We start from the raw sequence: 20,453 nt of genomic DNA, 5'->3' as shown, positions 1-20,453 counted from the left end.
CAAGCAGGGCCGCTCATGGCGGCCCTGCTCAAGCGCGGCGCCCGCTTCAGGGGCAAGCGCCGCAGGCGCTTCGGGGGTGGGCCTGCTACTTCAGCAGGCCGATTTCCTTGTAGAACTTCTCGGCGCCCGGATGGAACGGGATGCCCGCGCCCTTGACGGCGTTGTCGCGGGTGATGAGCTTGCCCTTGGCGTGGCCGGAATCCAGCGTCTTGCGCGTGGCGTCGCTATAGAGCGCCTTGGTGACGTCGTACACCGTCTGCTCGGGGATCTTGGCCGACGTGACCATCTGCGCGTTGACCGAGATGGTCTTCACTTCGGGGATGTTCTGGTACGTGTTGGCGGCGATGACGTCGGGCGTGAAGAACTCCTGTTTGGCGCGCAGCGCGTCAAGCTCCGGACCGACCAGGGACACCAGCTCGATGTTGCCGGTGGAGGCCAGCTCGGCGATGGCGCCCGCGGGTGCGCCGCCCACGAAGAAGAACGCGTCCAGCCCGCCATCCTTGAGCTTGTCGCCCGCCTGGTTGGGCTTCAGGTATTCCGCCTTGATGTCCTTGTCCGTCAGGCCATAGGCGCCCAGGATCAGGCGCACGTCGACCAGCGTGCCGGAACCCGGCTCGTCCATGGACACGCGCTTGCCCTTCAGGTCCGCCACGCTCTTGATGCCCGCGCCCTTGCGCGTCACCAGGTGGATGCTCTCGGGGTAGAGCGTGGAGATCAGGCGCAGGTCTTGCGCCTTGGGCTTGCCGTCGAAGGTGCCCGTGCCGCTATAGGCCCAGAACGCCACGTCGGATTGCGTGAAGCCCGCTTCGAACGAACCGCCGATGATGCCGTTTATGTTGGCCACCGACCCGTTGGAGGCGACCGCGGTGGCGATCAATTTGCCGGGTTGGGAGACCGCGTTGCCGATGATGCCGCCGATGGGATAGTACGTGCCCGCGGTGCCCCCCGTGCCGATGCGGAAGAACTGCTGGGCCTGTGCGGAACCCGCGGTGCCGATCGCTGCGACCGCGACGGTCAGGGCGGTAATCCAGTGCTTGAGTTTCATGCGAGCTTCTCCGGTACTTGTTGACGGGCGTATCAAGTGACGTGATTCGTCTTGTCATTTCTGACGCAGGCTGGTTTGCCAGGACAAAAATGGGCCTCCCCTTGGGGGCCGTTTTCATGATGAAATTCTGTCATGTAGACCTCACGTAGCCAATGGTTACGGGGCTATCGTTTACCTGGGGGTAAGCAGCCCCTTTGGTTATGGGTGGTCCTGCTTTGGTTATGCGTGCGTTACATCTCATGCGGTGCAGACAACGGAGTCACCAAGATGTCCCAGGAAGTCATACGCGGCATTGCGCTGCCCCCGCCCGCACAGCCGGGCGATCCCTTGGCCAGCGTCGATACGCCCAGCCTGGTGCTGGACCTGGCGCCGTTCGAGGCCAACCTGCGCGCGATGCAGGCCTGGGCCGACCGCCATGACGTGGCCTTGCGCCCGCATGCCAAGGCGCACAAGTGCCCGGAGATCGCGCTGCGCCAGCTGGCGCTGGGCGCGCGCGGGATCTGCTGCCAGAAGGTCAGCGAAGCCCTGCCCTTCGTGGCCGCCGGCATTCGCGACATCCACATCAGCAATGAAGTCGTCGGGCCGGCCAAGCTGGCGCTGCTGGGCCAGCTGGCGCGCATCGCCAAGATGAGCGTGTGCGTGGACAACGCGCAGAACCTCGCGCAGATTTCGCAGGCCATGACGCAGGCCGGCGCCAAGATCGACGTGCTGGTGGAAGTGGATGTGGGACAGGGCCGCTGCGGCGTGTCCGACGACGCCCTGGTGCTGGCCCTGGCGCAACAGGCCCGCGACCTGCCGGGCGTGAATTTCGCCGGCCTGCAGGCCTATCACGGGTCGGTGCAGCATTACCGCAAGCGCGAAGAGCGCGCCCAGGTCTGCCGCCAGGCCGCGCGCATTGCCGCGTCCTATGCGCAGCTGCTGCGTGAAAGCGGCATCGCGTGCGACACGATCACGGGCGGCGGCACGGGCAGCGCGGAGTTCGACGCGGCCAGCGGCGTCTACACCGAATTGCAGGCGGGCTCGTATGCGTTCATGGACGGCGACTACGGCGCGAATGAATGGGATGGTCCCTTGTCGTTCCAGAACAGCTTGTTCGTGTTGTCCACGGTGATGAGCACGCCCGCGCCCGATCGCGTGATCCTGGATGCGGGCCTGAAGTCCACCACCGCGGAATGCGGTCCGCCCGCGGTGTTCGACGCGCCGGGGCTGCGCTATGCGGCCATCAACGACGAGCATGGCGTGGTGCGCATGGAGCCGGGGGCACAAGCGCCCGCGCTGGGCTCGGTGCTGCGCCTGGTGCCCTCGCACGTGGATCCCACTTTCAACCTGCATGACGGGCTGGTGGTGGTGCGCGACGGCGTGGTCCAGGACGTGTGGGAGATCGCGGCGCGCGGCTTCTCCCGCTGAGGTCTTCGCGCGACGGGCCCGTTCAGGGCGCCAGGTTCGTCATCCCCAGGAACTGCCGCAGTTCGGGGGTGGCGGGCGCCGCGAAGAGTTCCTCGGGCGGCCCGATCTCATGCACCCTGCCCTGGTGCATGAAAACCACGCGGTCGCAGACTTCGCGCGCAAAGCGCATCTCATGCGTGACCATCAGCAGGGTCATGCCGTCGGCCGCCAGCTCGCGCACCACCGCCAGCACTTCATTGACCAGCTCCGGGTCCAGCGCCGACGTGATTTCGTCGCACAGCAGCGCCAGCGGCTGCATCGCCAGGGCGCGCGCGATCGCCACCCGCTGCTGCTGGCCGCCGGACAGCTCTTCCGGCCAGGCGTCGAACTTGTGGGCCAGCCCCACGCGGGTCAGCATGGCGCGCGCCATGTCGGCGGCCTCGCGTTCGGGCATGCGCTTGGCCACCATCGGCGAGAGCATCACATTGCGTCCCACCGTCAGATGCGGGAACAGATTGAACTGCTGGAAGATCATCCCGACCTTGAGCCGCAGCGCCCGCAGCCGCAGCTCGTCGTTGCCCAGCTGCGCATCGGCCACCATGATGGCGCCGCCGTCGATCTGCTCCAGCCCGTTCACGCAGCGCAGCAGCGTGCTCTTGCCCGAGCCGCTCTTGCCGATGATGGCGATGACCTCGCCGGGATCCACGCGCAGAGTCACGCCCTTCAGGACTTCGTTGTCGCCGAACTTCTTGCGTACGTCTTCAAGGGCGATGAGGGGCATGCAACTTCCTTTCCAGCCGTAGGCTAAGGCGCGACAGGGGCCAGCACAGCGCGAAGTAGATGAGCGCGGCGCAGGCATAGACGGTGAAGGGGCTGAAGGTGGCGTTGGTGATCACGGTGGCCGCCTTCGACAATTCCGTGCAACCGATGATCGAGGTCAGCGCGGTGCTTTTGACGATCTGCACCGCGAACCCCACGGTCGGCGCGATCGCGATGCGCAGCGCCTGCGGCAGCACCACGTGGCGCATCTGCTGCACATATCCCAGCGCCAGGCTGGCCGACGCTTCCCACTGTCCTTTCGGCACGGCCTCCACGCAGCCGCGCCAGATCTCGGCCAGGAACGCGCCCGACCACAGGGTCAGCGCCGCTCCCGCCGCCAGCCACGGCGGAACCTCCACGCCGATCAGCGACAGGCCGAAGAACGCCAGGAACAGCTGCATCAGCAAAGGCGTTCCCTGGAACAGCTCGATATAGGCCCAGCTTGCGCGGCGCATCAGCGCCACGCGAGAGGTTCGCATCATCAAGGCCAGCACGCCCATCAGCGCCCCGCCCACAAAGGCCGCGAGCGACAGCACAATGGTCCAGCGGGCCGCCAGCAGCAGGTTGCGCACGATGTCCCAGGTTGAGAACTCAATCATCTTGCCGCCTTGCGGAACAGCCGCCTGCCGGTCATGCGCAGCAGCTGGCGCAGCAGCACGGCCAGTGCCAGATAGATGCCGGTGGTGACGAAATAGACTTCGAAGGCGCGGAAGTTGCGCGACTGGATGAAGTTGGCGGCAAAGGTCAGGTCTTCGGCCGCGATCTGCGAACACACTGCCGATCCCAGCATCACGATCACGATCTGCGAGGACAGCGCCGGCCAGATGCGCATGAGGGCCGGCTTGAGCACGACATGCTTGAACACCTGGAAGCGCGTCATGGCCAGGCTGGCGCCGGCCTCGTACTGGCCCTTGGGCGTGGCGTCGATGCCGGCGCGGATGATCTCGGCGCTGTAGGCGCCCAGGTTCAAGGCCATCGCCAGGCAGGCCGCCTGCATTTCGCCCAGCTGCACGCCCAGCGACGGCAGGCCGAAGAAGACGAAAAAGAGCTGGATCAGGAAGGGCGTGTTGCGCACCAGCTCCACATAGACGGTGACTGGCGCGCGCAGCCAGCGCGGGCCTTGCGTGCGCGCCCAGGCGCACGCGACGCCCAGCGCCACGCCCGCCACGGCGCCGAACGCAATCAGCTCGAGCGTGACGCCGATGCCCTTGATGAGCACGGGCGTGTATTCGAACACCGCGGCGAAGTCGTATTGATAAGCCATGACGGCCGCCCCGGACTCACAGGTCCTTGGGCAGCCCGGCGCCCAGCCACTTCTGCGAAATCGCCGATAGCGAGCCGTCGCGCTTGGCGGTGGCCAGGATGTCATTGACGCGGGCGCGCAGCTTGGGCTCGTCCTTGTTCATGCCGATGTAGCAGGGCGAATCCTTGATCAGGAACTTCGTTTCCGGCTTCTTGGGCGGGTTGCGCGCCAGGATGGCGGCGGCGACCACGTTGCCGGTGGCGATCAGCGGCACCTGGCCGGACAGGAAGGCGGTGATGGTGCCGTTGTTGTCCTCGTAGCGCTTGAGCGTGGCCGATGCGGGCGCGATCTTGGTCAGTTCGATGTCTTCCACCGCGCCGCGCGTCACGCCTATGGTCTTGCCGGCCAGGTCGGCGGCCGACGCGACCTTCAGGTCCGCCGGGCCGAACACGCCATTGAAGAACGGCGCGTAGGCGTCGGAGAAGTCGATGGCCTTCTCGCGCTCGGCGTTCTTGCCCAGGCTGGAGATCACCAGGTCCACTTTGCGGGTCTGCAGATAGGGCACGCGGTTGGCGCTGGTGACGGGCACCAGTTCCAGTTTCACGCCCAGCTGCCGGGCGATGAGCTGCGCGGTGTCGATGTCGTAGCCCAGCGGTTTCATGTCGGATCCCACCGAGCCGAATGGCGGAAAGTCCTGCGGCACTGCGATCTTGATGATGCCGGCCTTGACGATATCGTCCAAGGTGTCGGCATGCGTGAGGGGCGCGGCCAGCACGCTGGCGGCGGCGCATAGGGACAGCAACAGGGTTCTGCGTTTCATGAGGAACTCTCCAGGGCCCGCACTGCCCGGAGCGGGCCAATGCGTTGCACACCATATCGGTATACAAAGCAGATCAAGCAAGTTCCATGCCATTCGCGCCGCGCTGCGCAGTCGGTCCGGGTGGCTCGCTGCCTGCCCAGGTTTGGTGCGGCGGATGCGCCGGAGCCGGGCATGCGCCGCACCGGTGTGGACCATGCGTACCGTGCGCGGGTCAGGCTTCCAGGTAGGGCTGCATCAGCGCTTCGAACCACTCATGGAAGACCGCCAGCCGCCGCGAGCGCTGGCGGCGGTGCGGATAGAGCAGCGAGACCGGCATGGAGGCCGCGCGGCAGGCGGGCATCACCTCTACCAGTTCGCCGGAATCCAGCAGGTGCTGCACGTCGAACCGGGGTATCTGGATGAGTCCCAGCCCGGCAAGACAGCACGCGATGTAGCTTTCGGCGTTGTTCACGATCACCCGGCTGGGCACCTGGGCCAGATGCCCGCCGCTATCGTCCGACTGGTATTCCCAGGGCACTTCCCTGCCCGTTCTCGGAGACGCATACCCGACGGCCCATTGTCCGGCGGCCAGATCCTCGGGGTGCAGGGGCTCCCCGTGCTCGCGCACGTAGGCCGGGCTTGCGCAGTTGATCAGGGAAATGCGGCCCAGCGGCCGCACGACCAGGCTGCTGTCGTGCAGCGTGCCGATGCGCACCGCGCAGTCCACGCCTTCCTGCACCAGATCGATGGCACGATCGGTCGAATTCAGCGCGACCTGCAGCCGGGGGTGGCGGCGCAGCAGGCCGGGGAGCTTTGGGGCGATCAGGCGGCGCGCGATCCGGCTGGGCACGTCTATGCTCAGCCGCCCGGAAACCTGGCGTTCGCTGGCCTGGAACAGCTGGTCGATGTCTTCGACCTCGGCCAGGAGGGGGCGTACCCGATCCAGCAACAGCTCCCCATCGGCCGTCAGCCGCACCAGCCGCGTCGTCCGATGGAGCAGCCGCACGCCCAGCTGGGTTTCCAGCTGCTGGATGGCGGCCGACACCGATGCGCGTGGCGCGTCCAAGGCATGGGCAGCCTTGATGAAGCTGCCCATCTCGGCGACCTGGGCGAACACGCGGTACTGGTCGAATCTGTCCATGTGCCTGGCTTGTCGATTGCGTGATTGACGCGCTGATCGTCCCGCAACCGGACGCGCGCGATCGGCAGGTAAGAATAGCCGCAATCGAACCGCCGCAATCGCACTACGCTTTACGCGTGGCGCCAGATGACCAGGCCCGCCAGCGCCGCCGGAACCGCGAACACGATCAGCAGGATGGGCAGCTCCTCGCGCACGCTGTACCCGGCATGGCTGACGCCGACCCACAGGTTGACGATCGCAATGATCAGCCATACCGGGATGAACGCCTTGGCGGCCAGCGCCAGCGCCGCCGCTTCGCTGCCCCACAGTTTTCCGAACAGCAGGAACACGCCCAGCAGGACCGCGCCTCCCGCGATCACCATCAGCATATGCATGCCGCCCTCCTTGTCTGTCGATCGATTCGAACCTGCGGGTGGCCGGTAGGACTCGTCCCTACTTCGTCGTGTAGCCGCCGTTGATGAGTATGGTCTGGCCGGTGATCCACCAGCCATCGCTGACCAGATGGCGGATGAAGGGCACGACGTCCTGGATATCGGTCAGGCCGGTCTTGCTGAACGGCGAGAGCGCCGCGGCGGTCTTGTGGTACGCCACCGCATCGGCGCCCTCGGCCGGATAGAAGAACGGCGTGTCCATCGGGCCGGGTCCCACCGCCGTCACCGAAATGCCGCGCGCGCCGAACTCCTTGGACGCCGCGCGGGTGTAGTGCTCCACCGGCGCCTTGGTGCCGGCATAGGCGGCGTAGAACGGCGTGTAGGCGCCCAGCAGCGAGGTCACCAGCGTGCAGATCTTGCCGTTGTCGTTCACATGCCTGCCCGCTTCCCGCAGGAAGAAGAAGGCGGTTTTCGAGTTGACCGCGGCCATCTCATCGTACTCGGCCTCGTTGATCTCGGTGAATGGCTTCTTGAGTACCTTGCCGACGGTATTGATCGCAATATCGGGCCTGCCCACGGCGGCGACGGCGTCGGTGAACAGCTTCTCGACGGCGGCCGCCGTCGTCAGGTCGCCCTGCAGGGCAATGGCCTTGGCGCCAGCGGCCTGGATGGCCGCGACGGTCGAGTCGGCATCGGCCTTGGATGCGGCGCTGTTGTAGTGGATCGCAACCGCGCGGGCGCCTTGTGCCGCCAGATCGCGCGCGATCAGGCCGCCCAGGTTCTTGGCCCCGCCCGCGATGAGCGCAACCTTGCCCTTGATGGAATGGTCTGCCATGGAAAATCCCCTGCACGAGTCGATGGAGCCTAGAGCTTAGGCAAGCGCATCCTCGCGATAAACCATCCAGGGCTGGATGAATAATCCAGAAAAATCGCCCAATCGGGGGGGGCCGGAAGAGTCGCCATGAAAAAAGCCGCCCCTAAAACAGGGACGGCTTTGGCGGGAGCGGGCAGGGTCTAGTCCACCTGCGCGCCCGACTGCTTGACCGCCTTGCCCCATTTGTCGACTTCGGCGGCGATGAACGCGCCGGTGGCCTGCGGGGTCAGCGGCATGGGCATCGCGCCGCGGTCGTGGAAGAACTTCTGCATCTCGGGCGTATTCAGCACCTGCGAGATCTGCTTGCTGAGCGCGTCGGTGATCGCCGGCGGCGTGTCGCGAGGCGCCAGCACGGCGGCCCAGCCGATGGCCTCGAAGCCGGGATAGCCCGATTCGGCCACGGTGGGCACGTCGGGCAGCTGCGGCAGGCGCTGCGCGGTGGTGACGGCCAGCGCCACGGCCTTCTTGCTCTGCACATGCGGCAGCCCGGCGGTGACCGAGTCCACCATCAGCGGCACCTGATGGCCCAGGAAATCCGCCTGGGCCGGACCGCTGCCCTTGTACGGGATATGGCGGATGTCGATATCGGCCGCTGCCTTGAACATCTCGGCCGACAGATGCTGCGTGCCGCCGATGCCGGCACTGGCATAGGCCAGCTCGCCCGGATTGGCGCGGGCCTGCGTCACCAGCTGTTTGAGCGAGGTGATGCCCGAGGCCGGCGTGGCCAGGAACATCAGCGGCACCGAGAACACGCCCGACACCGGCGCGAAGTCCTGGGTCAGGCTGTAGTTGATGGTCTTGTACAGAGTCTGGTTGACGGCCGCGGCGCTACCCGCGATGACCAGCGTGTAGCCGTCGGGGGCGGCGCGCGACGCCTGTTCCATGCCGATATTGCTGCCGGCGCCCGCGCGGTTCTCCACCACGATGGGCTGCTTGACGGCGGCGCCCAGCTTTTCGGCCAGGGCGCGGGCAAAGATGTCGGTGGCCTGTCCGGGCGGGAACGGCACGATCAGGCGGATGGGGCGGTCGGGATATTCGGCATGCGCGGGGGCGCCGGCCGCCGCCAGCGCCAGGCCGGCTGCAAGACTGGAAAGAATACGTTTCATGATTGGTCAGTAAAAAGCGACAACGGGCTGCGCGCAGAGGGCGCGCCACCTGCATAAAATAGAGCGCCCGCGCTGGTGGCCCTTTTGAGGCGGCCCGGGGCGAATCGGAGGGGGATGCGTCACGATAGCATCCCCCTGTCGGTGCTACATTTGCCTTTTCGCGTTTCCCCCGAAACTTCCCGAAGAAGTCTCCTTCACCCCTGTCCTTACATCCCGCAGGAACCGCCATGGAATTCAGCCAGTTCAACGTCAACACCCTCATGGAGATCACCTCCCGTCCGGACCTCGTGTTCGTGCGCGGCCAGGGGTCCTGGCTGGAGGATCACGCGGGCAAGCGATACCTGGACTTCGTGCAGGGCTGGGCGGTGAACACGCTGGGTCATTGCGCCCCGGAAATGCAGCGCGCCCTGGTGGAACAGTCGCAAAAGCTGATGAACCCGTCGCCGGCGTTCTACAACATTCCGTCCATCGAGCTGGCCCAGCGCCTGACCGGCGCGTCCTGCTTTGACCGCGTGTTCTTCGCCAACAGCGGCGGCGAGGCCAACGAAGGCGCCATCAAGCTGGCGCGCAAATGGGGTCAGGTGCACAAGAAAGGCGCCTATAAGATCATCACCATGAACCACGGCTTCCACGGCCGCACGCTGGCGACCATGTCCGCGTCGGGCAAGCCGGGCTGGGACAAGATGTTCGCCCCGCAGGTGGAAGGTTTCCCCAAGGCCGAACTGAACGACCTGGAATCGGTGCGCGCGCTGATCGACGACCAGACGGTCGCCATCATGCTGGAACCGGTGCAAGGCGAGGCCGGCGTCATGCCCGCCACCAAGGAATTCATGCAGGGCCTGCGCAAGCTGGCCGACGAGCACAAGCTGCTCTTCATCGTCGACGAAGTGCAGACCGGCATGGGCCGTACCGGCTCGATGTTCGCCTACCAGCAGTCGGACGTCATCCCCGACATCATGACGCTCGCCAAGGGCATTGGCGGCGGCGTGCCGCTGGCCGCGCTGCTGGCGCGCCAGGAAGTCTGCGTGTTCTCGCACGGGGACCAGGGCGGCACGTACAACGGTAATCCGCTGACCACCGCGGTCGGCGTGGCCGTGTTCGACGCGCTGGTTGCGCCGGGCTTCATGGAGTCCGTCAATGCGCGCGCCAAGCAGTTGTCGGAAGGCCTCCTGGCCCTGTCGGCCAAGTACGGCATGAAGGGCGAGCGCGGCATGGGCCTGCTGCGCGCCCTGATCATGGACCGCGACGACGGCCCGGCGATCGTCGAGGCCGCCCGCAACCTGAACCCGCAAGGTCTGCTGCTGAATGCGCCGCGTGCGAATCTGCTGCGCTTCATGCCGGCATTGAACGTGACGGCCGACGAAATCGACACGATGCTCACGCAACTGGACGGCCTGATTGCGCAGGTGCGCAAGGCCTGATCGGGCTTGTTCGGCAGTGAATAGCAAGGGCCGCTGTCTGCGGCCCTTGTTTTTGCCTAGCTGCGTACGGTGCCGGAAGGCGGCAAGGGCTGGCCCGCTACGTCATCCCCCGAGGTGACCAGCGCATAGTTGTATCCCTGCCCCGACCAGTAGCGGGCAAGCAGATCGCCGTCGCGGCGGCTGCCCTGCGGCAGGAACTGCTTGCCCGGCCCGGGCGGGCGGATGTAGAACGTGGCGCGCTGTCCGGCGTTCTCGTAGATCACGATGGCGGCCGGTCCCTGGTCGGTGGCCAACAGGCGCGCGGCAACAGGCGTAAAGCCGCTGGCGCTCAAGTTCGGCATACGCTCGGCATGGGCGAAGTAATCGTCCAGCCAGCCTTGCAGATCGTCGGCATCGGCGCGCACATCCGGGCGCGGGGCGTCAGCCGAGGCGAACATGCGATAGGCCTGCATCGCATCCTGCATGGGCAGTATCCGGTTTGCCGCGGCGGTATCGTGCACGCTCCAGCCCGTGATGCCGCCTATCGCCAGCGCCACGACCAGGCTGGCTGCCATCGCCAGACGGCGCCGTGAGCGGCTGCGAAGCCGCGTGCGCACCGCGGCGGGATCCAGTTCGGGATTGCGCGGCAAGCTGTCCTGGCTGGCAATCGCGCGCAGCCGCTGCGCATCGCGCTGCCAGGCGGCGAGCTCTTGCGCCTCTTCGGGATGCGCTCGCAGGTAGGCCTGCATCGCTTGCTGCTGCAAGGGATCGAGCTGGCCATCCACAAACGCGTTGCGCGCCATATCGTCGATAGAGCGTTTATTCATTTCAGTATCCTCAGATGGGCCTCGCCGGCCTGGCCCTCGTTCAAGTCGCGCAATGCGCTGCGCGCGCGCGACAGGCGCGACATCACCGTGCCCAGCGGAACGTCGAACAGGTCGGCCACGGCCTTGTAGCTCATGCCTTCCACGCAGACCAGCCACAGCAGTGTGCGCTGGGCCTCGGGCAGACGTTCGAAGACGTCCAGCGAAGACCGTGCAATCACTTCGCGCTCCGCCGAGGGCGCCGCCGCGTCGGACCCGGCGAACCAATCGAGCAGTCGCGCATAACGGCGCGACCGGCGCTGGGAATCGAGAAACTGGCGGTACAGGATCGTGAACAGCCAGGCCCGCACATTGCCTTGCGGACGGCGGCCGCGCCAGCGCGTCAGGGCTCTTTCCAGCGTGGACTGCACCAGGTCGTCGGCCGAGACAGGGTCGCGCGTCAGGCGCAAGGCAAACCGCCGCAGGCGCGGCAAGAGCTGGCGCAGCACGGCGTCGGACAACTCGTCCGCTTGTAGGGCGTCGTCGTCGGTGGATACCGGATCGTGCATAGGCAAGCGTACCGGTCGAATCATGGTGGGGTTCCTGTCCGGGCCTGCACCCGTGACCTCACAAGCTTACAGGCCAATACAGTAAGACGCCGCCCAGGCGGGTTTATTCCCTGGGGGAATAACTTTTTTGGCCCGGCGTCTTACTGGGGTATTCAGCGCCCTATGGGCAAGGAGCCTTATGCAGCAAGGACCCAAACGCGACGCCCGGCCGCCCGATGCCCGGCAAACCTGCTTGCGCCTGGCGGCGATCGGCGCCATCGTGCTTTCCTCTGGCGCCGCGTTCGCGTATGTGGGCGGCTGGCTGGACCCGCAGCGGCTGACCCCGGACCGGGTGGTGGATGCCCTGGAAGCCAACAGCGGCGTCCACGCGGGCTTTCGCCGCAATCATGCAAAAGGGGTCTGTGTGGTTGGGCAGTTCGAAAGCAGCGGCGCGGCGCATTCCCTATCCACGGCAGCGGTGTTCGCTTCGGGCAACACCCCGGTGGTGGGGCGGCTGGCCTTGCCGGGCGGCAATCCTTATGCGTCGGATTCCAGCGTTCCCATCCGCAGTTTTGCACTTCAGTTCAGTTCCCTCGATGGTGAACAGTGGCGCACCGGCATGAACAGCATGCCAGTGTTCCCGCTGGCAACGCCGCAGGCTTTCTACGAGCAGCAGCTTGCCGCTCGCCCCGATCCCAAGACGGGCAAGCCCGATCCGCAGCGCATGCAGGCCTTCTTCGGGGCGCACCCCGAGACGGCGGCATTCCGGGCATGGGCCAAGACAGCCCAACCTTCGGCCAGCTATGCCACCGAAAGCTACTACGGCCTGAATGCCTTTTATCTTGTCGATGCGCAAGGCACGCGGCGCCCCGTGCGCTGGCAGCTGGCGCCATTGGACGCAGCGGCGGCGCAAGCGGCCCAGCCGCAGCATGATGCCGACTACCTGCAGGCTGACCTGGAGCAGCGTTTGGCGCAAGGGCCTTTGCGCTGGCGCCTGCTGGTGACGTTGGGAGCGGCCGGCGACCCCACCAGCGACGCGACCAGGCAGTGGCCGGCGGATCGCACCACCGTCGACGCAGGCATCGTGGTGATAACGCGCAGTGTCTCGCAAGAAGACGGCCCTTGCCGCGACGTGAATTATGACCCTACCGTGCTGCCGCGAGGCATTGCCCTTTCCGACGACCCGCTGGTGCCGGCGCGTTCGGCCGCCTATGCCGCGTCCTATGAGCGCCGCACCGGCGAAGGCCCGCCCCAAGCCGCCAAGGCCTCATCCCATTCGACCCAAGCGGAGCGCGCGCAATGAGCCAGCCAGCCTATTCTGTTCAACGATCTCCGGCCAGGTTCAGCCTGTTTGCACGCTTGCTGCATTGGACGATGGCGATCGGCATTGTCGCAATGCTGTTCATCGGCGTGGGCATGGTGGCTTCGGTATCCGAGCGGCACCAGTGGTTGATGCAAATCCATAAACCCCTGGGCGTGGCGCTGCTGGCGCTGGTTTGCATACGCCTGGGCACGCGGCTGTACAAAGGGGTTCCGGCCTTGCCTGCCGCGCTTCCGGCCTGGCAGCGCCAGGCGGCGCTGGCCTCGCACATCCTGTTGTACGCGCTGATGTTCGCGATGCCGCTCATCGGCTGGGCGATGGTGTCGGCCGGAGGCTATCCGGTCATGGCGGGCGGCTGGCAATTGCCGGCCATTGCGCCCGCCAACGCGGCCTTGTTCAGCTGGCTGCGTGGCGCGCACCGCTATCTTGCCTTTCTGCTCTTTGCTACGGTGCTGCTGCATCTTGCCGCCGCGTTGTTCCATGGCTGGATACGGCGTGACGGTGTGCTGGAATCGATGACGCGCGGCCGCTGATCGAATTCCTGGTCATGGGCGCAGGGCCCGGCAGGTTCGCCGCCTGCCGGGCTTCCTGCCAGCCCTTCATGCGGCGCTGTCCTAATGCTCCACCGGCGTGCCTGTCCCCGGCGTCTGCTCTGAAAAATGCCGGGCCACCCATTGCTCGCACACGGCCCACAGCTGGGGTGCGCCTCGCTGGATGACAGGACCGTACCGGGCAAGGACCTGCTCAAGCGAAACGCCGTTCTCCGCCCAGGTTCCTCCGCCGGTGAATATATTGATGAGAAGCGGCTGAAAGCGATCGAGCGCTTTGGCGAACTTCGCGTCTTCTGTCTCGGCGCGCTCGAATTCTTGCCACAGGCTTAGAAATTCGTTGCCTTGTTGCGGCGGCAGCAAGCCAAACAAGCGCGCCGCTGCTCGGGATTCCTGTTCGGCCTGCAATTGGCTCGACGACCCGCCGTGGATCGGAAAGTCCCCGACATCTATCTCGACCACGTCATGCAGCAAGAGCATCCGTATGACCCGATCCGTATTCACGGAGCCGCAGGCGTACTCGTTCAGTATCAGGGCGTACATCGCCAGGTGCCAGGAATGCTCGGCGGAATTTTCCTTCCGGCTTTTATCAAGCAGCGGCGATTGCCGTACGACGCTTTTCAGCCGGTCGATTTCCCTTAGAAAGCTCAGCTGCTTTTCCAGTGTGTTCGGTTGCATGGTCTTCTACGTCTAAAGGTGGCTTCGTGGTTTGCGCAACGGCTGCGGGGACTGTGAGCGTCAGCTTGAAAGCGGACATGGAAATTGTAGTCTCGACCCCCAGCTGGAAAGCCGCTTTTCGACGAATTGACTCGCGCGCGCCAGACCTAGAATCGGACCATCGATCTGACAGACAACACGATGAAATGATGACGGATAAAAGCAGGAAGTGGTTCGGGGCCGCTGTGCTTGCGCTAGCCTGGCCGTTGCTCGCGCAAGCGGCGACGCCGACGATCACGCCGCGCCAGCAGAAGTTCCTGGACGCGCAGCAGAATCCGAGCCCGGCCCACACGGCCTGGCACGAGCGCTACGTCGTCTTGATTCACATTGAACCGCAGTTGCAGCGCGCCGTCCTGTTCGCGCGCTGCGCCAAGCCCGGGGGTGAACGGCTGCTCGACCCCGCCTATCGCGCTTACGTCGAGACGGTCGGCGGGGCTTACCGGCGCTATCTGCAGAGTCCGGGGCCTGCAAGTGCGATGACCAATACTGCCGCGCTGTGGGCCATCGACCAATTGACGGAGGCCGAGTATCAACGCTCCCTGCGCTGGCTGACGGCCGACGACACCTTGCCGCTGCGCAACGCCCGGGATGTGGGCGCGAACCTGGTTCAATACCTGGAGCACGCCGTGGATGTATCCAGCGGCCAGCAGAACGTGGCCGCGCTGATGGCGCTCAAGGCGGCGCTGGTTCAGGCCGGCCAGCTCGATCCTATCGTCAAGGCCATTGCCCATGTCGATCCGGCCCAGGCGGCACTGTTCGAGTCTCTGGGTACGGAGATTCCGTTGGATCCAGGCCAGATCGAGCAGTGGTACGAGGTGGCATATTGGCTGGACAAGTCGGCCAATCAAGTCTTGAAGGCTTACTGGTCGGTTGTGCCGCAAGCGTGGTTCCGCTCGATGGCCGAGGATCCGTTCAATCAGAGATTCGGCCAGGGGATGCGGGCATTGACTGCCTATCAGCGCAGAGGCCGGGTCGAGGAGAAGGACCTGCACACGCTGAGCGCCGAGGAATTGTTGGGTCGGAAGATTGCCTACTACTTTGGCGACCTCGCTTCCGACGAGGTCGCGACAGTGCCGGTCGATGCGCACAACTGGATGTGGAAGCAGGCCCAGGCCTACATCGCCAGGCACCGGGCCACCATGTGCTCGCAGCAACGGTGAATGAATGGTGGCCGGCTGCGGTCCGGATCAGTGGTCAGGGTTCCTTCGACCCGCAGCCCCCAGTTCCCATACCGGCTCAGAAACGCCAGCGCATGTCCACCGTGCCGGCGTGCTGGCGGTTGCCGCCGCCGAATTCGCCGGCATAGCCCAGGCCGATCGTGAGGTTGCGAATGGTGGCCACATCGGCGCCGAACTCCACGCGCGCGGCATCGCGCGCAATCGGCGTGCCGGTCACCGAGAAGCTGTCGCCGCTGTCGAAGGCGAGCGAGGTGCTGGGCCGGACGCTGCCGTAGGCATGCCGCCAGCCCAGCATGCCGCGCAGCGCGATGGCCGAGTCCGGCACCTGCCAGCCTGCCCGCAGGCCTGCCAGCGAGGAGGTCAAGGTCTGGCTCTGGCGTTGAGCCGACAGTGCTGCCGATCCGCCCGATTCCGAGAAGCCGCGCGTGCGCAGGTTGCTCCACGACAGCCCCGCGAAGGGTTCGAGCGTGACGTGCGGCGTGAGCGGCAGGGCATAGCCCACCTCGGCGAACAATTGGGTGGTCGAGGCGTTGTAATCGGCCGTTAGGGTCTGCGCCAGGCTGCCGTAGCCGATCTGGCGCCGCGTGGCGATGTCATGCCACGAGTACGCGGTGCCGGCCAGTACGTTCAGCGCACCCGAGCCCATTTCGAAAGCCTTGCCGCCATACAGCGCGGCGGTATAGCTCTGCGTGTCGGCAGTCGCGGCGCGGCTGTCCGCCTTGAGCTTGCTGTCGGCGTAGCCGAAGGCCGTGCCCAGGCGCCAGCCGCTGCCCACGTTCATGTCGCCGCCGAGGGTCAGCGTCGTGGTTTGCTGTGTGAGGGCGGGCGCGTTGCCATCGCTGCCCAGGCGACGCCAGTCGCCCTCGACCTCTGCCCAGACAGGCTGCGCGGCCGACCTTGGCAAGACGCTGGCGGAGGGAGGTGCATCGCTTGCCCCTGCCGCGGCGGTGGCCGCGCCCGGCAGCATGAGGGCCGAAAGATTGCCGCGCATGCCGTCCAGGCCGCGTCGCATGGCGGTCGAGCCCGTGCTCAGCAGGGCCGAGTTGACGCTGGCGTACATGTCGCCCGACAAGGCGTCCAGCGCTTGCCGGTAGTCGTCCACGTCGGTCGAAAGCGCGAGCGCGCGCCATACTTCGCTGGTTTGGGGCAGGCGCTGCGCGGCAGCCGCGACGGCGCGCTGGTTGGCCGAGCCGGCGAAAGCGGTGAAGCTTACGCCGCCAGGCTGCGTGCCCGTTCCAGGTTCCGTGCCGGTTCCAGGCTCCGTACCTGTCCCTGGCTCGGTTACCGGCTTGGGTATGAGGCGGTAAGTCAGGTCGTTGCCGTCCCCGCCCGTGGCGCTGACCTCGGCGTCGAGAAACAGCAAGGGATTGTCGATGCGCCCGATGCCGCCGGCGATGGCGCCCGCGCTTTGCTTGTCCACGATCACCACTGGCGTGACGGAAGGAACCCAGGACGCCGCATCGATGGGGCTGAGCGCCAGCGCCAGCGTGGTGTTGTCGAGCTCGACCGTGCCCAGCGCCGTGAGGCTGGCGTTGGCCGTGGGCGTGGCGGCGATGCGCAGGGTGCCGCTGTTCTTGTAGGCGCCGGCGACGGTTTGGGTGCCCAGGGGATTGCCCGGCGCATGCACGCCGCCCGATGCAATAGAGGCCGTGCCCAGCAAGCCTGTGCCGCTGAGGACGCCGCCGCTGGCCGCAACGAAGCGGGCGTTCGGGGCCGAGCCTTCGAAGTTCAGGGTGCCAGCGCCGGTCAGGATCTGTCCGGCGAACGGGTGCGACCCATACACGGTGAGTGTGCCCGCGCCGAGTTTGTCCACCTGGCCGGCCCCAGTGAGGGTGCCGCCAAAGACGCTCGCATTGCTGCGGCTGAAGACCAGGGTGCCGTTGACCGCGACCGGCCCCGTCAGACTGCCCGAAGCGCCGTTCGCGCCGATGTTCAGGGTGGAGCCGGCGGCGACCGTGGTGCCGCCCGTGTAGGTGTTCTCGCCCGTCAGGTAGGTGATGCCGCTGGTCGTGAGCAACCTGCCCGAGCCGGCGATCTTGGTCTGTAGCAGGGCGGTGCCCGGCTGGTTGAACTCGATGCTGCCGTCGTTCTGCAAAGTGTCCAGGCCGGCGATGCTGCCGGCCCCCGTGCTCGAGCCCGGCGCGCCGCCGAATCGCAAGGTGCCGTTGTCGTTGATGACGAAGGTCGCGCCGGCGCCGAATTGCAGCGTTCCTGGGCCCAGCGATAGCACTCCCGACCTGCCGCCTGCGGCACCGCTGCCCGCGCCCAGCCGCAAGCGGCCACCCGCGCCGATGACGACGCTGGCATCGGTCATCGTGAGTGTGCCGGCGCCGCCCAGGCCGCCAGTCGTCATGGCAGGGTTGCCGCCGCCGTTGGAGCCGCCGATCAGAAGCTGCTCAGCGACTACCAGTTCCGCGCCGTGGGACAGGAACAGGGCGCCGTCGCCGCCTCTCCCGCCCGCATAGTTCAACGATCCGCCGCCGCCGCCGCCGCCGATCAAAACCGACCGGTTTACAGTCATGCGCGCGCCAGAGAACCCCAAGGACCCGCCGGCACCATTGCCACCGGCGGCGGCATCCGAGGCGCCACCACCGCCACCGCCCACGCCAACAAAATCGTAGGTACGCGCGGTGGAGGTCGACGCGCCGCTGGCGACCGGCGCACCTCGGCCCGGTGAGCTGGCGGGTACGAGTACGCCGAAAATATCACGCAGCGCGCCTCCGCTAGCGCCGGGTATGCCGCCCAGCGATTCGCCGCCGCCTCCGCCCAGTCCGGCGCCACCGCCGCCCGCGTCCGTGCCCAGCGGGTGCGGGCCGCCGCCGCCACCACCGCCTACGCCGACGCCGCCGCCGGCGCTGGTGCCGCCGACGTAGCCGCCCACCCCGCCGTCGGGCCCGGGATTGCTGCCACCATAGCCGGTGGGATCCAGGGATCCGCCGGCTTCCACGCCGCCGCCTGCGCCACCGCCATGAGGCCAGGTGCCGCCGGCTCCCCCTCCGCCGATACCGCCGCCGCCGCCGTTGCCGCCCACGCCATTGCCCCCTGGCTGGGCGGCCACGGCGCCGTCGCCGCCCGTGCCGATCAGATAGCTGTCGGCCTGCGCGGGCCCGACCATAAGCGGACCCAGCAGAGCGGCGGCCAGCGCGAAGCAGCCGGGTGACAGGCGCCAGAGGGTCTTGCCACGTCCGATATGCGACAGGGAGCGGCGGGATGCGGCGATGGAAGCGCTAGGGAGGGTGAGCCGGGCACGCGGGAAGGGAGTCATATCCTGCTGAGTAACAACGGGCCGGCATTCGTTCCGTAGCGCGTCGGTGACGGGACGAGGCGCTGCGCGAACGTTCCGTCAATCACGACATGTTGCCAACGCAGGCACAAGCGTCCGACACCTTAAGATTCGAGGCTGCGTCGCGGCCCTTGCTTTGGGCCCCGCCGATGCAAGCCGGCTTGCGCAGCCACAAGCGGAAAAACGTGAAAAGGAACGAAATGGACGGAAAGGAATTCGTCGCCAACTGGAATACGCTCAGGGCCGAGCTGCTCGACGCATTCATGGCGCAAGGAGCTGGCAGCGAAGTCGCGGCCAAGGTGCAGGCACTGGGATTGTCCGCCGGGCAATCAGCGCAGTTGCGGGACATCCTCGACAGCGTGATCGGAGACACGATGTATGCGCTGCTGCTGGGCTTGGACGGCGCGGCCAGCATCGGGGGCAGCCAGGAGCAGTTCACCATTTCTGGTGAAGACGGAGGTGTGATCAGGAACATCGAGGAGGAAGCATGGGAGTGCTTCCATGGCGATCAGCCTTAACCCGGCACCGCCTCATTCCCATGCAGCGTCTTGAGCTTTCTCAGCTCCGGGAACCACCGCATCCAAAGCCCCGCCACCGCGATCGTCCCCATCCCGCCGATCACCACCGCCGGAACGGCCCCGAACAATTCCGCCGTCAGACCGGACTCAAACTCCCCAAGCTGATTCGAAGCGCCGATGAATAACGTATTCACCGCGCTGACCCGCCCCAGCATGTGATCCGGCGTATTCAGCTGCACCAGCGACGACCGCACCACCACGCTCACCGCATCCGCCGCGCCCAGCACCACCAGCGCGGCCACCGATAGCGGTATCGACGTCGACAGGCCGAACACCGTGGTTGCCAGCCCGAACAGGATCAGCGAACCGAACAGCAGGCGTCCCACGTTTCCGCCCAGGCTCAGGCGCGCCAGCGTCAGCGACATCAGCGCCGCGCCGCAGGCTGGCGCGGCCCGCAAGGCGCCCAGGGCCCAGGGCCCGGCGTTCAGGATGTCCTTGGCGAAGATGGGTAGCAAGGCGGTTGCCCCGCCCAGCAGCACGGCGAACAGGTCCAGCGACAAGGTGCCCAGCAGCAGCCGCCGTTGGAAGATGAAGGTGATGCCCGCGAACAGGGTGCGCCAGGTGGTCGGTTCCTTGCGCGGCGGCGCACGTTCGATGACCAGCGTGGCGATGGACGCGAAGGCGGTCAGGTACAGGGCCGCCGCCACGCAATAGATCCACCCTGCCCCCAGCCCGTAGCCGATGCCGCCCAGTGCCGGACCGGCGATCTGCGCGATCTGTCCGCCCGAGGACGACAGGGCGGTGGCGCGCGGCAGCCATTCGCGCGGCACCACCGCCGGAATCAGTGTGGACAAGGTGGGGGCTTCGAAGGCGCGCGCCGAACTCATGATGATGATGGTGGCGTAGATCAGCGTCTTGCCGCCCACGCCGTGCAATGCGGCGATCGCCAGCACCAGCGTGGCCAGCGTTTCCAGCGCCATGCAGATGGCGACGATCTTGCGGCGGTCGTAGCGGTCGGCCACGTGGCCCACGACCAGGGTCAGCGCCGCCATGGGCAGGAACTGCGCCAGTCCGATCAGCCCCAGGTCCATGGCGCTGCCCGACAGCGCATAGATCTGCCAGCCCACCGCCACCGAGACGATCTGGAACGCCAGCGACGCGCTGATGCGCGCGAACAGGAAGTGCAGGAATGGGGGGCGGGAGAGCGGACTGGGGGAGTCGGGGACAGGCATGGGGGCTGCGTGACGCGCGGGCGGAAGCCCGATTCTAGGCGGCGGGGCCTGACGGGCAGCTAAACCGGGGACGCCGGCGTCCGAACGAGGGTCGCGGCCCCGGACGCGAATGTCCGGAGCC

Annotated in this window: 20 protein-coding genes; 6 read left to right on the top strand and 14 right to left on the bottom strand. The window is 66.7% G+C overall.

The window, feature by feature from the left end; genetic code table 11:
• Positions 1-85: 85 nt before the first annotated feature.
• The gene (locus HLG70_RS21360) at positions 86-1,045 is read right to left on the bottom strand and encodes a TAXI family TRAP transporter solute-binding subunit (protein WP_171666150.1); all 960 of its coding nucleotides are present in this window, start codon (positions 1,043-1,045) and stop codon (positions 86-88) included.
• Between the two features lie 267 nt (positions 1,046-1,312).
• On the opposite strand from HLG70_RS21360, the gene HLG70_RS21355 reads away from it, so the two are divergent.
• A complete protein-coding gene (locus HLG70_RS21355) occupies positions 1,313-2,452 on the top strand; it encodes a DSD1 family PLP-dependent enzyme (RefSeq protein WP_171666152.1) in 1,140 nt (379 codons plus the stop codon).
• A 22-nt stretch (positions 2,453-2,474) separates the two neighbouring features.
• Here HLG70_RS21355 and HLG70_RS21350 read toward each other — a convergent pair whose 3' ends face one another.
• The 8 genes from HLG70_RS21350 to HLG70_RS21315 all read right to left on the bottom strand — a co-directional run bounded on the left by HLG70_RS21350 (position 2,475) and on the right by HLG70_RS21315 (position 8,784).
• Positions 2,475-3,212, bottom strand: coding sequence for an amino acid ABC transporter ATP-binding protein (locus HLG70_RS21350; RefSeq protein ID WP_171666154.1), 738 nt, complete (start codon positions 3,210-3,212; stop codon positions 2,475-2,477).
• Complete coding sequence (locus HLG70_RS21345; RefSeq protein ID WP_171666156.1) at positions 3,193-3,849, bottom strand: amino acid ABC transporter permease; 657 nt, start codon at positions 3,847-3,849, stop codon at positions 3,193-3,195. The genes HLG70_RS21350 and HLG70_RS21345 overlap by 20 nt, the downstream gene beginning before the upstream one ends.
• On the bottom strand, positions 3,846-4,514 hold the full coding sequence (locus HLG70_RS21340; RefSeq protein ID WP_171666158.1) for an amino acid ABC transporter permease: 669 nt from the start codon (positions 4,512-4,514) through the stop codon (positions 3,846-3,848). The genes HLG70_RS21345 and HLG70_RS21340 overlap by 4 nt, the downstream gene beginning before the upstream one ends.
• Positions 4,515-4,530: 16 nt before the next feature.
• Entirely contained in the window at positions 4,531-5,313 is a 783-nt protein-coding gene (locus HLG70_RS21335; RefSeq protein WP_171666160.1) for a transporter substrate-binding domain-containing protein, read from the bottom strand.
• Positions 5,314-5,524: 211 nt separating this feature from the next.
• On the bottom strand, positions 5,525-6,433 hold the full coding sequence (locus HLG70_RS21330; protein ID WP_171666162.1) for a LysR family transcriptional regulator: 909 nt from the start codon (positions 6,431-6,433) through the stop codon (positions 5,525-5,527).
• A 110-nt stretch (positions 6,434-6,543) separates the two neighbouring features.
• Positions 6,544-6,807 carry a hypothetical protein gene (locus tag HLG70_RS21325; protein ID WP_171666164.1) on the bottom strand — a complete coding sequence of 88 codons (264 nt, stop codon included), beginning with the start codon at positions 6,805-6,807 and terminating at the stop codon, positions 6,544-6,546.
• Between the two features lie 58 nt (positions 6,808-6,865).
• Complete coding sequence (locus HLG70_RS21320) at positions 6,866-7,639, bottom strand: SDR family oxidoreductase (RefSeq protein ID WP_171666166.1); 774 nt, start codon at positions 7,637-7,639, stop codon at positions 6,866-6,868.
• Between the two features lie 179 nt (positions 7,640-7,818).
• A complete protein-coding gene (locus HLG70_RS21315; protein WP_171666168.1) occupies positions 7,819-8,784 on the bottom strand; it encodes a Bug family tripartite tricarboxylate transporter substrate binding protein in 966 nt (321 codons plus the stop codon).
• 227 nt (positions 8,785-9,011) lie between these two features.
• Here HLG70_RS21315 and HLG70_RS21310 point away from each other — a divergent pair, with 227 nt between their 5' ends.
• Positions 9,012-10,205 (top strand): acetylornithine transaminase, encoded by a 1,194-nt coding sequence (locus HLG70_RS21310; RefSeq protein ID WP_171666170.1) that lies wholly within the window; start codon positions 9,012-9,014, stop codon positions 10,203-10,205.
• A gap of 56 nt (positions 10,206-10,261) precedes the next feature.
• On the opposite strand, the gene HLG70_RS21305 is transcribed toward HLG70_RS21310, so the two are convergent.
• Positions 10,262-11,011: an anti-sigma factor family protein gene (locus HLG70_RS21305; protein ID WP_171666172.1), complete on the bottom strand. Its 750-nt coding sequence runs from the start codon at positions 11,009-11,011 to the stop codon at positions 10,262-10,264.
• Entirely contained in the window at positions 11,008-11,556 is a 549-nt protein-coding gene (locus HLG70_RS21300; RefSeq protein WP_419144828.1) for a sigma-70 family RNA polymerase sigma factor, read from the bottom strand. The genes HLG70_RS21305 and HLG70_RS21300 overlap by 4 nt, the downstream gene beginning before the upstream one ends.
• Before the next feature lie 178 nt (positions 11,557-11,734).
• On the opposite strand from HLG70_RS21300, the gene HLG70_RS21295 reads away from it, so the two are divergent.
• Both HLG70_RS21295 and HLG70_RS21290 read left to right on the top strand, forming a co-directional pair.
• Complete coding sequence (locus tag HLG70_RS21295) at positions 11,735-12,838, top strand: catalase family peroxidase (protein ID WP_171666176.1); 1,104 nt, start codon at positions 11,735-11,737, stop codon at positions 12,836-12,838.
• A complete protein-coding gene (locus HLG70_RS21290) occupies positions 12,835-13,389 on the top strand; it encodes a cytochrome b (RefSeq protein WP_171666178.1) in 555 nt (184 codons plus the stop codon). The genes HLG70_RS21295 and HLG70_RS21290 overlap by 4 nt, the downstream gene beginning before the upstream one ends.
• Before the next feature lie 81 nt (positions 13,390-13,470).
• On the opposite strand, the gene HLG70_RS21285 is transcribed toward HLG70_RS21290, so the two are convergent.
• Positions 13,471-14,082, bottom strand: coding sequence for an HD domain-containing protein (locus tag HLG70_RS21285; protein ID WP_171666180.1), 612 nt, complete (start codon positions 14,080-14,082; stop codon positions 13,471-13,473).
• A gap of 77 nt (positions 14,083-14,159) precedes the next feature.
• Between HLG70_RS21285 and HLG70_RS21280 the strand changes: the two genes are divergently transcribed.
• The gene (locus HLG70_RS21280) at positions 14,160-15,281 is read left to right on the top strand and encodes a hypothetical protein (protein WP_171666182.1); all 1,122 of its coding nucleotides are present in this window, start codon (positions 14,160-14,162) and stop codon (positions 15,279-15,281) included.
• Between the two features lie 76 nt (positions 15,282-15,357).
• On the opposite strand, the gene HLG70_RS21275 is transcribed toward HLG70_RS21280, so the two are convergent.
• Positions 15,358-18,564, bottom strand: coding sequence for an autotransporter outer membrane beta-barrel domain-containing protein (locus HLG70_RS21275; protein WP_171666184.1), 3,207 nt, complete (start codon positions 18,562-18,564; stop codon positions 15,358-15,360).
• A 218-nt stretch (positions 18,565-18,782) separates the two neighbouring features.
• On the opposite strand from HLG70_RS21275, the gene HLG70_RS21270 reads away from it, so the two are divergent.
• Entirely contained in the window at positions 18,783-19,100 is a 318-nt protein-coding gene (locus HLG70_RS21270; protein ID WP_171666186.1) for a hypothetical protein, read from the top strand.
• On the opposite strand, the gene HLG70_RS21265 is transcribed toward HLG70_RS21270, so the two are convergent.
• Positions 19,097-20,332: an MFS transporter gene (locus HLG70_RS21265; RefSeq protein WP_171666188.1), complete on the bottom strand. Its 1,236-nt coding sequence runs from the start codon at positions 20,330-20,332 to the stop codon at positions 19,097-19,099. The genes HLG70_RS21270 and HLG70_RS21265 overlap by 4 nt on opposite strands.
• Positions 20,333-20,453 lie beyond the last annotated feature (121 nt).

The organism is Achromobacter deleyi (assembly GCF_013116765.2).
GTDB classification, from domain to species: Bacteria; Pseudomonadota; Gammaproteobacteria; order Burkholderiales; family Burkholderiaceae_B; genus Achromobacter; species Achromobacter deleyi_A.
The sequence above is the reverse complement of the archived record's forward strand: the minus strand, read 5'-3'. Positions and strand labels throughout refer to the sequence as shown.